Source organism: Helicobacter sp. T3_23-1056, from assembly GCF_053654535.1.
In genome coordinates this window covers 18,474-32,524 of the sequence record NZ_JBSIUU010000002.1, presented here as the reverse complement: position 1 = coordinate 32,524, position 14,051 = coordinate 18,474, and the positions used below count along the sequence as shown (strand labels likewise).

At 38.6% G+C, this 14,051-nt stretch carries 13 protein-coding genes and 2 pseudogenes; all 15 read right to left on the bottom strand.

What is annotated here, in order from left to right:
• The 15 genes and pseudogenes from ACWIUO_RS01265 to rpmH all read right to left on the bottom strand — a co-directional run bounded on the left by ACWIUO_RS01265 (nucleotide 1) and on the right by rpmH (nucleotide 14,008).
• Nucleotides 1-474: a hypothetical protein gene (locus tag ACWIUO_RS01265; RefSeq protein ID WP_454176139.1), complete on the bottom strand. Its 474-nt coding sequence runs from the start codon at nucleotides 472-474 to the stop codon at nucleotides 1-3.
• A complete protein-coding gene (locus tag ACWIUO_RS01260) occupies nucleotides 471-2,009 on the bottom strand; it encodes a hypothetical protein (protein ID WP_454176138.1) in 1,539 nt (512 codons plus the stop codon). The genes ACWIUO_RS01265 and ACWIUO_RS01260 overlap by 4 nt, the downstream gene beginning before the upstream one ends.
• Complete coding sequence (locus ACWIUO_RS01255) at nucleotides 2,006-3,130, bottom strand: nucleotidyltransferase family protein (RefSeq protein ID WP_454176137.1); 1,125 nt, start codon at nucleotides 3,128-3,130, stop codon at nucleotides 2,006-2,008. Before ACWIUO_RS01255 ends, ACWIUO_RS01260 begins: the two co-directional genes overlap by 4 nt.
• Before the next feature lie 515 nt (nucleotides 3,131-3,645).
• Nucleotides 3,646-4,641, bottom strand: coding sequence for a glycosyltransferase family 2 protein (locus tag ACWIUO_RS01250; RefSeq protein ID WP_454176136.1), 996 nt, complete (start codon nucleotides 4,639-4,641; stop codon nucleotides 3,646-3,648).
• 1 nt (nucleotide 4,642) lies between these two features.
• Complete coding sequence (locus ACWIUO_RS01245) at nucleotides 4,643-5,701, bottom strand: glycosyltransferase (protein WP_454176135.1); 1,059 nt, start codon at nucleotides 5,699-5,701, stop codon at nucleotides 4,643-4,645.
• Nucleotides 5,698-6,810 carry a glycosyltransferase family 2 protein gene (locus ACWIUO_RS01240; RefSeq protein WP_454176134.1) on the bottom strand — a complete coding sequence of 371 codons (1,113 nt, stop codon included), beginning with the start codon at nucleotides 6,808-6,810 and terminating at the stop codon, nucleotides 5,698-5,700. The genes ACWIUO_RS01245 and ACWIUO_RS01240 overlap by 4 nt, the downstream gene beginning before the upstream one ends.
• The gene (locus ACWIUO_RS01235; RefSeq protein ID WP_454176133.1) at nucleotides 6,807-7,916 is read right to left on the bottom strand and encodes a UDP-galactopyranose/dTDP-fucopyranose mutase family protein; all 1,110 of its coding nucleotides are present in this window, start codon (nucleotides 7,914-7,916) and stop codon (nucleotides 6,807-6,809) included. The genes ACWIUO_RS01240 and ACWIUO_RS01235 overlap by 4 nt, the downstream gene beginning before the upstream one ends.
• A pseudogene (locus ACWIUO_RS01230) lies at nucleotides 7,912-8,022 on the bottom strand (UDP-galactopyranose mutase); the annotation flags it as partial. The gene ACWIUO_RS01235 and the pseudogene ACWIUO_RS01230, both read right to left, overlap by 5 nt.
• A gap of 48 nt (nucleotides 8,023-8,070) precedes the next feature.
• Nucleotides 8,071-8,346: pseudogene (locus tag ACWIUO_RS01225) on the bottom strand (FAD-dependent oxidoreductase); the annotation flags it as partial.
• Between the two features lie 159 nt (nucleotides 8,347-8,505).
• Nucleotides 8,506-9,768: a replication-associated recombination protein A gene (locus ACWIUO_RS01220; RefSeq protein ID WP_454176132.1), complete on the bottom strand. Its 1,263-nt coding sequence runs from the start codon at nucleotides 9,766-9,768 to the stop codon at nucleotides 8,506-8,508.
• Nucleotides 9,769-9,829: 61 nt separating this feature from the next.
• Nucleotides 9,830-10,888, bottom strand: a complete 1,059-nt coding sequence (locus ACWIUO_RS01215) for a Jag N-terminal domain-containing protein (RefSeq protein WP_454176131.1) — start codon at nucleotides 10,886-10,888, stop codon at nucleotides 9,830-9,832.
• The gene (gene yidC / locus ACWIUO_RS01210) at nucleotides 10,885-12,648 is read right to left on the bottom strand and encodes a membrane protein insertase YidC (RefSeq protein ID WP_454176130.1); all 1,764 of its coding nucleotides are present in this window, start codon (nucleotides 12,646-12,648) and stop codon (nucleotides 10,885-10,887) included. Before yidC ends, ACWIUO_RS01215 begins: the two co-directional genes overlap by 4 nt.
• A gap of 30 nt (nucleotides 12,649-12,678) precedes the next feature.
• Nucleotides 12,679-13,194, bottom strand: a complete 516-nt coding sequence (gene yidD, locus ACWIUO_RS01205) for a membrane protein insertion efficiency factor YidD (RefSeq protein ID WP_454176129.1) — start codon at nucleotides 13,192-13,194, stop codon at nucleotides 12,679-12,681.
• On the bottom strand, nucleotides 13,160-13,768 hold the full coding sequence (gene rnpA / locus ACWIUO_RS01200; RefSeq protein WP_454176128.1) for a ribonuclease P protein component: 609 nt from the start codon (nucleotides 13,766-13,768) through the stop codon (nucleotides 13,160-13,162). The genes yidD and rnpA overlap by 35 nt, the downstream gene beginning before the upstream one ends.
• 105 nt (nucleotides 13,769-13,873) lie before the next feature.
• On the bottom strand, nucleotides 13,874-14,008 hold the full coding sequence (gene rpmH, locus ACWIUO_RS01195) for a 50S ribosomal protein L34 (protein WP_034560283.1): 135 nt from the start codon (nucleotides 14,006-14,008) through the stop codon (nucleotides 13,874-13,876).
• Nucleotides 14,009-14,051 lie beyond the last annotated feature (43 nt).

Below are 14,051 nucleotides of genomic sequence, written 5' to 3'. Positions count from 1 at the left end.
CTATTCTTCTATTTTCTTTTCGCGCTCTGCCGTTTGCTCTTTGGTATAGCCGATAGAGTCTTTTTCTGGTGTCCAGCCTGTGTCCTCTTTTACCTCGTGGATAGGGTCAGCCAAAAGTAGCTCTTGCGCATCATCATATTCTTTTAAGTCTAGCTCGTATTTGTCCTCTTTGGCGATAGCTTCATCTAGCTTGACTTCTGCGCTCGAATCTGCGCTAGTTTCTACCAAAATACCATAGCTTAGCATAGAATCTACGAATTTTTTGAGATTGCTTTCAAAGTCTGCGGGGATATTTGGGATTTTTTTGGCAGATTCTAGGATATTTGCTACACTTGCTCCTGCGACTAGATTTTCATATACTTGTGTGCCAAAGGCGTTTAGCCCATAGTAGATACCTGTTTCAGAGTTGATGATGATAGCGATACCATCGGTTACATCTGCAAACATTTTTTCGTCATTTAGCATATAGCTCATTTTGATTCTCCTTTATTTGTGGCGTTTGGAGCGATTAGCTCTATCGTGCCAAGATTTTCGTGTTTTAAAAAAGAGGCATTATAGTGATTTTCGGTTAAAAAGTCAAATTTGATATTTGGCTCGTTATTTGGGCTTGTTTGCGTGGCTTTACTATCAAGTAAGCCAATTGAGCGCAACTCGTGGGCTAATTTTTCCACTTGCCATTTGATATTGTGCTTTGTGTCGATTTTAGATTCTATCGCGCTTATGATTGCTTCTTTTGATACGCCTTTGATGAGATTTTCATAGATATTTGTGGCAGTTTGATTCATCGTGTAGATGATTCCATTCTCACTATCGATAATATTTGCTATATCAAAAGTAATATCTATGAGCCATTTTCCTAGCTTTATGTTTGACTTTTGGCGTTTGTATTGGGCGATAAAATCTCGCAAACACTGCGTATTTTGTGCTATGTCGCTACAAAGATTGATTTTGTAAAATTCAAAATCTTTTACCATATCGATGAGTTTGAGTATGGTGGTGTGGTCGTTAATATCTTGCACTTGGGATACGGTGGATTGGATAAGCTGGGTAATAGCGCGTCCTTTTTCTTGCGAATCGCATAGACAAATCGAAGGTTTTGAATCAGCAACTATCTCAGGGAATACGCAGACTTCTACGGGATATTTGCGCCGAAATTGTGGGTGAAAATTGGCAATATTGATGACATATTTGTCTTTTCTAGCGTTATTTGAGACAAAGCGAGTGCCTTCTAGTTTCTCATATAGCTCATTATACATTCTTGGGGAGAGTGTGATTATCGAGTATATGGGGTGTGTGTATAGAGATTCGCCTTCTTTTTCTAATGTGAGATAATCATCTGAAACATACTCAAAGCCCTCCATCATAGATAAAACCGCTAGCGTGGATTTGCCCCGTTGCCCTCTAGCACAAAGCAAAATGCCTTTGTCATCTATGCCGACAACTGCGCCGTGCGCTAGGTTTGAAGTCGAAGTGCGTAGGATTTTGTTAAACATTTGGACAAAGATATGTCCTTGCTTGATAAACTCTTCTGGCTCTAAATTTTGCGCTCCATAAAAGTATGTGTTTGCCTTTTTATCAAAAAGATTGACAAAGCCATCGTGTATATTCATAAGCGGAATCGTATGCGAATAGCTATCATCAAAAGCCGATACCATTATATGTTTTTGATTTGAGTAAAGCATATCTATGCGCAATCTCATATTTTTCTTTGGGTCAAATTCTTTATCTAGCATTTTGGCAAATTCATTGACATTGTTTTCTTGCCACAGCACTATGGTAGCGTCATAAATTGGCGCAGAACCTTTAAATTCGCTAGAATTTTTAAGCGTGTAAGTGAGTTGCTTTTGCATTAGCGGAGTAAAATCTTTTGCGTAGTTAAGTATTCGCACGATTTTAGTGCCCAAATCTACAAATCTTGTCTCAACTAGCGAAAAATTCGCTTCAATGTGCTTGTTTATGCGCTCAATCCATTCTTTTAGCTTTTCTTGGCTAGGGTTTTTGATAATCATCGCCTTTTCGTCCTTTCTCGTTGATTTAGTAAAAATTCCTTTGTTTTGATAAAATCTTTGTTTGCTATGTATTTGCAAAACTTGTAATATAGCTTTATTTTAGCATAAGAATATAATGATATTTTACCCTGAGCGATAAAACTAAATTTAATTTTGCGCACTACTTTTTGTAAAGCGCGAAAATATCTAGTAAATAAAATATTTATACAGAATTTTGTTATGCTCTCTTGATAAAATCCTTGTGGAATCAAATCTGGGATAATGGTATTGATAAATTTTGCCCCGAAACCAACAAAATCTTCTGTTTTAGTGATTTTGGCATTTTGAAACACTATGTCAAAATCAAAATTTGGCTGTTCTAATAAGTATTTGCAGTCAAATAGCGCATATAGAGTGCTTGCCCTGCTTGTGTTATCTCGCAGATTTTTAGAGAGATTGACAAGAGATAAAAAAAACAAATCTTCATTGCTGGGGATTAAAATATCTAATCCATTTATTTTTCCTTGTCTGGCTCTTTTTAGCAAATATTTGTTTAAGCGTTCTCCTCTACCATTGTCTATATTTACCCACCTATGTATATCCAAAACCCCCGCTTCTGAATCTGGCTCGTGTATATCGATAGAATGTGGCTCTAAGGACATTCTATACCCCATTTTTTGGATAATCTCATAAGATTTGATAAAATCTTGCCCAAATGTAAGAATATCTATATCGCCCATCGCTCTTGACAAATCTGGTCTTAAACACTTCATTGCAAAGCCTTTTAAAACCATCATTTCAATATTGTTGTCTCGAAAAACTTTACCGATTTTGATAAAATCCGCAATTAACTTCATATTTTGAAATCTATAAAAATTCAATAAGCCTTTTAGCCTCGGTGTTTCATAAGCGGTAAATTTAAGATAAGGGTGCATTTTTGCAAAATATGCCAACAACAATGCCTTGTAACTACCAGCTACTTCAATGTCATAAGTGGGCAAGAATTTATCAACTTGTTCTTGGGTAGGATTTTGAGAAAAAATCAAATGGAGTAAATCTAAATCATTCTTAGATAGTCTGCCAGATATATAAAACTCAATTAAGTCGATTTCTGCCTGTCTAATTCGAGTAACATTTGTCATATCGCACTTGCCTCACTTTTTTCAAACATTAAAAACAATTTAGAAAGCGGAAATTTTACCATATTTTGTCAAAGATTTTAGTTATATAACCGTATTACATAACGACAATACACCTAAAAAATATTTTTGTAGAATAATTTTTATTACTTGGGTATAAAACGCAATAGTTATGTTTTGACATACCACTGCTTATATTTCCTAGATTAGCGAAAACAAATGCGCGGGTGTTTTTGCTAGCTACTCTGCCTCTTTTTTCTCTCACTTGCCTAGCACCAAACATATATCAAAAAGTTGTTTTTGCCTATTTTTTATCTCACTTTGTGTTCTTGAAGTTTTTTCGTATTTTTTGGCGATTAAGATTCTAATTTGCTTAAAAATTTTGCACAAAGAATTTTTATGAAGAGTCGCAAAGTTTTGATATTCTTTGTGGTCTCAATATTTAAATTTGCATCTTGCAAGCCACAACATAAGATTGTTTGTTTGATATTATAAGGTGAATTGAGCATTAAAAATACCTAAATATGTTGAAACACTCCCTTATTTTCGTTGATAAATTTACGCAGATTTTTTTCTTTTTGCTGTGCTCCAAATCGCCTTTTTTGCAGACTCCAAATTAGCCTTGCTATAAACTTTGGATAGCCATTTTCTATACGCTTGTGATATGCGCTTATATAATTACTTGCGATATGAGTTTCTAGTGTTTTGCTTACGCCTTGCACAAAAACTTCATATTCTTTATCTTTTTTGGTGGCAAATTCTGCTAGTTTTTTAATGACAAAAGATATATTTTTGATTCGTGTTTGTATTTTATGTAAGTCAAGCGAACGAGTCGCCGAATCAGCATTATACCAATAGTAATATAGCCCAATATCAAGCAACGCGATTTTCTTGCTAACTCCTAAAATTGCCATAGACATAAGCGTATCCTCTGCTACGGTAACTTTGCTTGTGATATTAGCAAAATCTATGGCTTTTAGATATATTTCTCGCCTTATGCACTTAATAACCAAAAAACAAAAATTTGTATCTTTGCCAAAATATATCGATTCAAAAATATGGTCGTCAATAATTTTCGTTTGACGGACAACTTTGCGCAATTTTATCCCCTCGCCTTTTTCATATTCGCCAAATAAATTAAACATTATAAAGTCAATTTGTTCTTTATTTGCATTTTCTAAAACTTCATAGCATTTTTGGCAAGTGTCAGGGTGCAGATAATCATCGCCATCTAAAAATAGCAAATACTCACCCCTTGCATTTATAGCGCCATTATTTCGCGTGGCAAAAGTGCCTAGATTTTGCGGATTTTGCAATGTTTTCACACGCTTATCGCTCAAAGTAAACTCTTTGGCAATCTCCACACTTCTATCGCCTCCGCAATCATCAACGCAAATGATTTCAATATTTTCATAGCTTTGATTTATCGCGCTCTCTATCGCACGAGCGACAAACTTTTCTACATTATACATTGGGATAATTATAGAAAATTTAGGGGTTTGAAAATCCGTCATTTTATGCCTTTTTGTAATATTTTTTAAACTCAAAATTACCTAGCTTTATGTGAATCTCGCCTTTTTTGATACGCATTCTAAATACGCGTCTGCGGAGTTCTTTAAATGGTATTTTTGGTGTCTTGCCACTCATTATGGTTTGTGTCCATTCTTTTAGTTTTGGCTCAAAATGTGTGAATTGTGGATTGTCATAGAGCACAAAAACTTCGCGCATTTTATCCGCGTAGATTTTGCGATTTTTAGCATTTTGCTTTTTGAAAAATGCACAATTCCCAAGCGAAGCATTGTAGAAAAATTCCTCTTTGACTTTATCTAGCATAGAATATTTTGCTAGCGCATCTCTTGCTTGAAGTGTGGCATCAATATGTCGCATTAGCTTTTTAGGCTTTACCTGCATAGAGTTGCCCTGCCCAAACTCCGTGCGATAGTGATAAAAAGCCTCTTTTACCACAGCGATTTTACTAGCCCTTGCCAAAATCTCCATCGCAAAAGGAAAATCTTGATAGGCTGCCCCCGCTGTCTCTAAAACTTTGATTTGTTTGATAAAATCTGCCTTGTAGATTCCCGCCCAAATACTTGCGTGGAGATAAAAAATCGCCTTAAAATCAATAGGGCTAAAAACGCCATTTGGCGCAATGTCTAAATTATGCTTTTTTAGTTGGTAGATTTCATTTTGGATTTTTGCATAAGAATCATACATATAAAAATTACACTTCACTACTTGTGCGTCTCTCTCTTTTGCTTTTGCATAGAGTTTTTCATACATTGCGGGGTTTATGAAGTCATCAGATTCGACTATGCCGATATATTCGCCACGCGCTGTTGCTATGCCTTTATTTACCGCTACGCCATAGCCACCGTTTTCTTGCTCGATTAAAATCACTCGCTTATCTTTGTCGGCAAATTCGCGTAAGATTTTGCCCGTGCCATCGGTGCTCCCGTCATTTATGATGATGATTTCGATTTCGCGTAGGGTTTGATTTAGCACGGATTGGACGCATTTGCGGACATATCGCTCTACATTGTAGCAGGGGATTATGATTGAGACTTTTGGTGTCATTTTTTACCTTCCTTTTTTATGTAATGTTTGAAATAATGCTTGATTTTGGCAACTATGCCTTTTGGTTTTGGCTCTATGATTTCAGCAAAGTAGGATTGTGGCGAATCTAAGATTTTGGCTAGTTTGCGCCGTTGATGCCATTTAAAGCCACTAGATTTGATTTGCTTTTTGCTTAGCGGTGCAAATTCGCTCTTAAATCGCTCTAAAAAATCTAGCTTATATTGCGTGGCGATTCGCTCGACATTCCATTTGTAGCCACAAAATTTGAGGTAGAAAAATAGCCCTTGATACGCGCTAAAAAGATTTTCGCGCTTCAAAAATGCCTCGATAAAGTCGTATTCATCACAAATGCAATAAACTTTTGACTTGCTATTGCTAGATGAGCTTTCATTGTCCGTGCGGTAGCAGTAAAATGCGTCATTTAGCAAATACATTGATTTTGCTAAAATCGTGGTGATAAAAGAAAATCCCGTGTCTTGGTAGCTAGCTCCCGCGCTCTCGTTAAACGCGATTTTGTGCCGTGCTAAAAAGTCGCGTTTGAAAATGGAGCTTTGGTTCATTTTCCACGCGGATTTTATAAATGCGGTTTTTTGCTTTATGATTTTTGGGTTTTGGCAGTCCGCGCCAAAATCTAACTTTTTGCCATAAAAATGCTTGTGTTTGACTATGGGCGTGTGGGTAAATCTACGACTTTTTGTGCTTTGTGAATCTAGCGTGTGGAAGCATAAAATATCACTTTTGATAATGTCGCAATTTGTCTGCTTTGCGACTTTGTAGAGTGTCTCATACATTTGGGGTTTTATGAAATCATCGCTCTCCACTATGCCGATATACTCGCCTTTTGCTTTTGCAATGCCTAGATTCATTTGGTAGCCATAAGACTTTTTCTCGCTTAATATGACTTGCAAGCGTGAATCTTGCTTTGCGTAATCTTGCAAAATCTCTAATGTGCCGTCCGTGGAATTTGCATCAATGCAGAGAATCTCAATGTCTTTTAATCGTTGGCAAAGCACAGAATCCACGCACTCTTTGATATATTTCGCAGAATCTAGCGTGGGGATAATGATGGAGATTTTGGCTTTGTGTGTCTTGGTCATATTTGTGCTCATTTTAGCTCCCTTTCTACTAGATTTAACGCTGATTCTATGACTTTGTCCATATCATAATATTTATAGCCACCAAGCCGTCCGCCAAAGATTAGATTTTTCTCTTTGTCCGCTAGGGCTTTGTATTTTTCATAAAGGGCGTTATTTTTGGAGTCATTTATGGGATAAAACGGCTCTTTTTCTATGTCCCAATTTTGCGGATATTCTATGCTTAAAATCGTGCGTGGCGAAGTTATAAACTCAAAATGCTTATGCTCGATAATGCGCGTATAAGGCGTTTGGCTGTCTGTGAAATTCATAACCGCCACGCCTTGATAATTCTCACACTCCAAAATCCGCTCTTCAAAGCGCAAACTTCGATACTCTAACGCACCATAAATATAGTCAAAATAGCTATCGATTGCCCCTGTGAAAATAATCTTTTTTGCGATTTTTGATAGTCGCGCCCTATCGCTTAAAAAATCCGTGTTTAGCCACACTTCGCAATTTTGTAGTAATTTCTCAAAAATTTGCGTGTAGCCACCTTTTGGGATTCCTTGATATGGGTCGCTAAAATAGTTATTGTCATACGAAAAGCGCACGGGGATTCGGCGGATAATGTCTGCGGGGAGTTTGGTGCAGGGTTTGCCCCACTGCTTTTGTGTGTAGCCTTTGATTAGCTTTTCGTAAATGTCTTTGCCAACTAACGAGATGGCTTGCTCTTCTAAATTGCGTGGGGTGTGCTTTATCGCGCTTTTTTGTGAATCGATGATTTGCTTTGCAAGGGTGGGGGTTAGGAAATTGGGAGTTAGTGGCGTTTGTTTGATATTGCGAGAATCGCGTAGCGATTCGTGGCAATCTACATTTGCGCTGTCATTGCGAGATTCTGCGGTAGCAGAATCGTGGCAATCCACGCCGTCATTGCGAGAAAAATCGCTAGATTTTTCGTGGCAATCTATGATTTTCTTTGTGGTGTTTTTGTGGATTGCTTCGGCTTTTTCAAAGCCTCGCAATGACGAAATGGGGTATTTTTGATTCGCATTTGGTGAATACAAATAGCTAGAATCTAGCGCGTGGGCAAATCTCTCTCTCTCTCTCGTGGCGTGCTTGTGTCGTGCTAGCGTTGCCAAAAATCTGCGCAAAGGTATTCATATTAAATGGCAGGTTATAAATCTCGCCCTTGAAATTAGCAAGTGGCGAATTTATAAAGTGATTAAACTCGCAAAATTGATTGATATAGTGCCAAATTTTCGCATTTGAAGTGTGAAAAATATGTGCGCCGTATTTGTGGATATTTATAATTTTGGCGTTTGGATTTGTGCCTTGTGGATTCGCGTTTTTGGGATTTGCGCCAAAAACCAAATTAGAATTTGCGTTTGATTTGCTAGAATCTACGCTAGAATCTATAAAGCTCTCCGTGTAGCAATTCCCACCGATATGGCTTCGCTTGTCAATCACTAAGCATTTTTTGCCTCTTTTGCTTGCCTCATAAGCAAACACAGAGCCAAAAAGCCCCGCCCCTACGATAAGATAGTCATAAATCACGCTAGATTTTTTCATCGATACTTTTCCTTATATTTTTTTGTAGTTAAAAATTATGCTAAAAATTGCGCATAAAAATCGCAGAATCAAAACCCCTTAAAAACCAAAAAAACAAAGCCCAAATTATAGCCGTTTTTTTTTTTTTTTGGTTTAGAGACTTCACTTTTTGCGCGTTTATTACTTGCTTTGTTTGATTTTTTCTAGCCATTCATTTAGCGTTTTTTCATAGCCCTTAGCCGTGGATTCTACGAAATGCAAATCTTTGGTAAGGTATTTTTGCTCTACCCACCCACCAAAATTATGCGGGTATTTGTAGGATTTGGAATGAGGCAAAATATGTGGCGAAATAGGCAAAATCTCTCCATCATTTATCGCTTCTATGGCTTTGTCTATGGCTTTGTAAGCGGTGTTTGATTTGGGACAGGAAGCTAGGAAAATCACACATTGAGAGAGGATAATGCGTGCTTCTGGGTAGCCGATTTTGCCTACGGCTATGAGGGTGGAGGTGGCTAGATTTAGCGCGTTTGGATTGGCATTGCCTATGTCTTCACTTGCCAAAATCACAAGCCTTCTAGCGATAAATTCTGGGTTTTCCCCCCCTGTGATAAGCCTAGCTAGGTAGTAAATGCTAGCATTTACATCGCTTCCGCGAATGGATTTTATAAGGGCTGAAGCTAGGTTGTAATGCGTGTCATCTTCGCTTGCGCCATCATTTAGGCTAAAAGGTCGCAGGGCTTTGGCATTTTCTAGCGTGATTTTGGGGCTTAGGGCTAGGACTTCTAGTAGGTTTAGCATAGCGCGGGCGTCCCCTGCACTGCTTGAGATGATATAGCTAAAGGCGTCTTTGTCGATGGATTTGGCATATTTTAGGCTAGAGTTTGCGTTTGATTTTGGGCTAGGTTTAGAATCATTTGTTTGGCTAGATTCTGCTATGTAAATCTCTAAGGTTTCTAACGCCTTTGTGAGAATGTGCTCTAGCTCAAAATTTTTCAACGGCTTAAACTCAAAAAGCATACTGCGAGAGCGAATCGCATTGGTAAGGGTATAAAATGGATTTTGCGTGCTAGCCCCTAGCACGATAGCCCTACGCTCCTCCATAATAGGCAAAAGAGCCTCTTGTTGTGTCTTGCTTAGGCGATGAACCTCATCGATAAAAATTAGCGGGATAATAAGCGCGTCTTTGTAAGGTTTTAGCCTTACGCGCAGGGATTCTAGCTTGAAATCTGTCGCGTTAAATTCTAAAAAATCGCTTCCTAGCTCGCTAGCGATGATTCTAGCTAGAGTGGTTTTGCCACTGCCCGGCGTGCCATAAAAAAAGCAATGAGGCAATTTTTTTGATTTTAGGGCTTCATAGAGGGGTTTGCCACTGCCAAAAATATGGCTTTGTCCGACAAAATCTTGTAGATTTTTAGGACGCAAAGATAGGGCTAGATTTGTCATTTGGCTAGCTTTTGGCGTTGTGGCGATTAGCCTATTTACGCGGTTTTAAGGGATAAAACGCTTAGTGATAAAAATCATTGATGATGATGTATCGCTCATTTTGTGGATTTTCCCTAAAAGAAATGTATTTATCGGGGAATTGCTCTCGCAATTTTTTAAGCGCGATAAATGCCAAAATCCCATCTAATGGCTTAGTCTGTGCTCTGCCCTCTCTGCGGACTTCATTTATGATTCCCACCAAGTAGGCATCAATAGCGTCTTCTTGATTTTGCAAAAATTGTGCGATTTCTAGGCGGATATTGTATCCATAAGTAGGCTGAATCCAATTAAACAGCAAATACGAAATCGCTTTGTAGCGATAGCCCCTCTCACCGATAAGCAAAGCAGAATCCTCGCCATCAATGTAGATTGAAAGCGTTTGGTTGTCATAAAAACTGACTTTGACATTATCAATCTTATAAGGCGTGTAGCTAAGCATTTCTTGGATAAGTTTTGTGATTTCATCTGCTACTTCTTCTTTGGTTTGAAATTTTTCGGTGGTGGGCGTGCTAGTGTTTATCTCATAGCCTCCATTGGTATAGTAGCTAGCGGTATTTGGCTTGCTAGGCTTAGAATCATTGATAAACTCTGAAGCGTCAAAAAAGCTTGATTCTTGCTCGTTTTTGCTTTCCATTTGCTTGTCGTCTTGGTAGTTTTGATGTTCGTAGTGTTTGTGGGTGGGGTTGTTTTGTGGATTTTGGTTTTGGGATTGTCTTGGTGGCGCGTAGGGATTTTGGGCAGGATTTTGGTAAGGATTTTGGGCAAGATTTTGAGCGGGATTTTTAGCAAAATCATTTGTGTTTGGCTGTGGATTTTGCGTGAATTGTGTGCTAGATTGCGTGCCATTTTGGGTATTTGAAGTGGGCATATTTGGGGTTTGAGAATTTGATGGGGTCGCATTTTTAGAGGCTTGTGCGTGTTTTACATTTGCGATGATTATGGCGTCTTTTTTGCCTAGCCCTAGCACGCCTTTTGATTCGTATTGGACTACTTCATAGTCTAGCTCGGTTACAGAGCATTCTAGCTCTAGGGCTGCTTTTGAGAGGGCTTCTTGCAGGGTGCTTGCGCTTACTTTTGTCATTTCTTTTCTCCTTGTGTAGATTTTGGTGTAGATTTTGTGCTCTTGTGCTCTTTATGCTCTAAGATAGCTTGTGCTTTTTGTTTGTCGATGATTTTGTTTATAGCGATTTGCATAAGGATTGCAAAAATATTATTTACCGTCCAATAAAGCACAAGCCCCGCAGGAAATGTGATAAGAAAAATGGTAAAAATCACGGGCAAAAGTTTAAAGATTCTAGCCTGCATAGGGTCTAGGGTGTTTGGTGTCAAAATCTGCTGTATATACATACTCACGCCCATCAAAATCGGCAGGATAAAATACGGGTCCATAACCGATAAATCGTATATCCAAAAAATCCATTCGCTATTTTTTAGCTCTACGGCATTATACAGCACACGATAAATCGCAAAAAACACAGGGATTTGCAAGATAATGGGCAAACAGCCACCTAGCGGATTTGCTCCGTGCTTTTTGTAGAGCTGCATTAGCTGGGCTTGCATTTTTTGCGGGTCGCCTTTATACTGCTCTTGGATTTCTTTCATTTTGGGGGTTAAATCTTTTAGCCGTTGCATACTCATAATGCCCTTGTAGCTAAGCGGGAATAAAATGATTCTAACCACAAGCGTAACGCCAATAATCGCCCAACCCCAATTCCCTAGCAAAACATAAAGCCAATCAAGCAACAAAAACACAGGTTTTGCAAAAAATGTGATAAGCCCGTATTCTACCACATCAGTTAGCACGGGGTAGATTTTTGCCAAATCCCTATAATCTTTTGGTCCTACATAGCCCTCTAGCGCGGTATCAGAAGCTAAAATAATGTAGGGGATAGGATTTTTGGTATCGCTTGTGCCTAGCACTTGCACCGCTAGCCCGCTATCCTCACGGCTAAAAAGTAGTGTAGTGAAATATCTATCCGAAGCGGACACAAAGGGGACTTGAGAGAAATTTTGCCCTTCGATTTTGGCGTCTTTGTCCTCGATTTTTTCGATTACGCCATTTATGCCGCCTTGTTTTAGCACCACGCCGTGAAAGGCATAGCCATCATCATCGGCTATGGGGCGAGAACCACTTGATAAAAAATACACTTTTGGCGTGCTTAGGGCTATGTGTAGTTTGTATTTTAGCCCATCTTCATCGTAGATAAATTCTATGGTTTTGGTGATGGTTAGGGTGGAGAGTTTTTGGATTAGTGTTAGGGTTTGATTTTGTGTAGAATCTAGGGAAATGGATTTTAGCGAAGCGGTGTATGGAGTCTGCGTAGCCTCGATATTAAGCGTGGCGTCTTCAAAGCGCATCTCTAGCGGAAAAACAGCGTTTGGCGATAAAAGTGGCAATTTTTCTAACGGCGCATTTGGCGTGCTAGCAAGCCCAAACAAACGCCCTAAATGCGTAAAAATCCCCTCTTGTTTGGGAGCGGTAAATTTTTTGTCTTTTAGATAGACTTGGGCTATCCTGCCTAAATCATCGATTTGCACCTCCACGCCATTTGAAGTGATGGTAGAAATGATGTCTCGCTTTGTGGCTGGAGCGGTGCTTTGAGCTGTGTGGGTAGCTGGGGCAAGATTTGGCTGTGGGGATTGTGGATTTTGCGCTAGATTTTGTGCATTTGGAGTGGTGCTATCTGTGGTGGATAGCGCGGGATTTGGAGTCGCGGGATTTGAAGCATTTGAGGTTTTTTGCTTTTGTGGGTCTTGAAATATCAAACTATACACAATAATAAATACAAATGAAATAAGCACGGCTAAAAGCACTCGTTGATTCATATCATCTTTTCTCATTTAGATTCTCCTTATTTATGGTGGGTTGTTTTATGCTAGGCTTGGGATTAGCAAGTAAGGTTGTTTTGATATTTTAGCGTGTATTTGAAAATCGATTTTGTTTGGAGCTGTATTTTGGGATAATGATTTGGGATTTAGCGGGATAAACCACGCAGAGATTTTAAGATTTTTGGCAAATGTAGGATTTCTAAAATCCCTAAAACTATCCAAACTAGCATAAATCACAGGATAATCAAACCCCCCCTCACAAAAAGGCTGGCAACGCACAATGCGAAAAACAACCGCGACAAACGCGCTAAAAGGATTTGAATGCCTAAAAGACAAATACGCAAAATGCGAGCAAGTAGGATAAAAACGGCAACTTCTAGGAAATAATGGCGAAACACATATTTTATAGCCCCTAAATAGCATTTTTAACGCGCTAAAAAAAATAGATTTTGCTTTTGGCACAGATGCGCGCACAAAGCCTATAATACTATCTTGCACGATAAAATCTAATCTAAAATCTTTTTTATTTGTCATTTGTTTTGTCATATTTTTTGTCATAGATTTTTTTAAACTCCGTTTTGTTGCTTATTTGTTGTGTTTGTTGTGTGCGCTGTGTGTGGCGTTTGTAGCCAAATTTATTGCTACTAAGTCTATCTAGGCTAAATCTAAGCGTGGATTCAAAGCTATGTTTTAGCTCTGCAAAACTTAGCGCGCTTATCCCCACTTTTGCTACAAATATAATCCTAAATCCATTTTCAATCTCTCTAAAATCCCTGCATTCTCTTAAAATCGCTCTTACACGGCGTTTGATTTTGTTTCTAGTAACCGCATTGCCGATTTTTTTGCTAACGCTTAAGCCGATTTTGGATTCCATAGATTTTGAAATCGCTTTGGATTCTCTAAAATCATTAGTTTCCTCTAGCTTGTCATATTCGCTACGCTCGCTATTTTCTTTAGAAAAAGTCGCATTTTGGGAATCTAACGCTTGTTTTGGCAAAGTATTTTTGGCATTTTTGGATTGCAAATGCTGTGGATTTTCTTTATACACATATATAGCAAAATCCCTGCCATAGCGCAAAAATCCATTTTTATACACAAAGTCAAACTCTTTTTTGGTTTTTAGGGTTTGCATTTTGTATATTTTCTCTGCTCATTTTTGGCTATTTTCGCGCTCTATCCACAAAATCTAGCCAAAATCTAATGCCACTTTGACGACCAAATGATTTTTAGTCAAATCCTACACGGCAAGTCGTTTGCGTCCTTTTGCCCTTCTAGCATTTATCACACGGCGTCCGTTTTTGGTTTTCATTCGCTCTCTAAATCCGTGAGTGCGCTTGCGTGGTGTGTTGTGAGGCTGATAAGTTCGTTTCATAGAAGTCCTTTGTCCCTGATTTGTCCCTAAAATGATTAGGAAA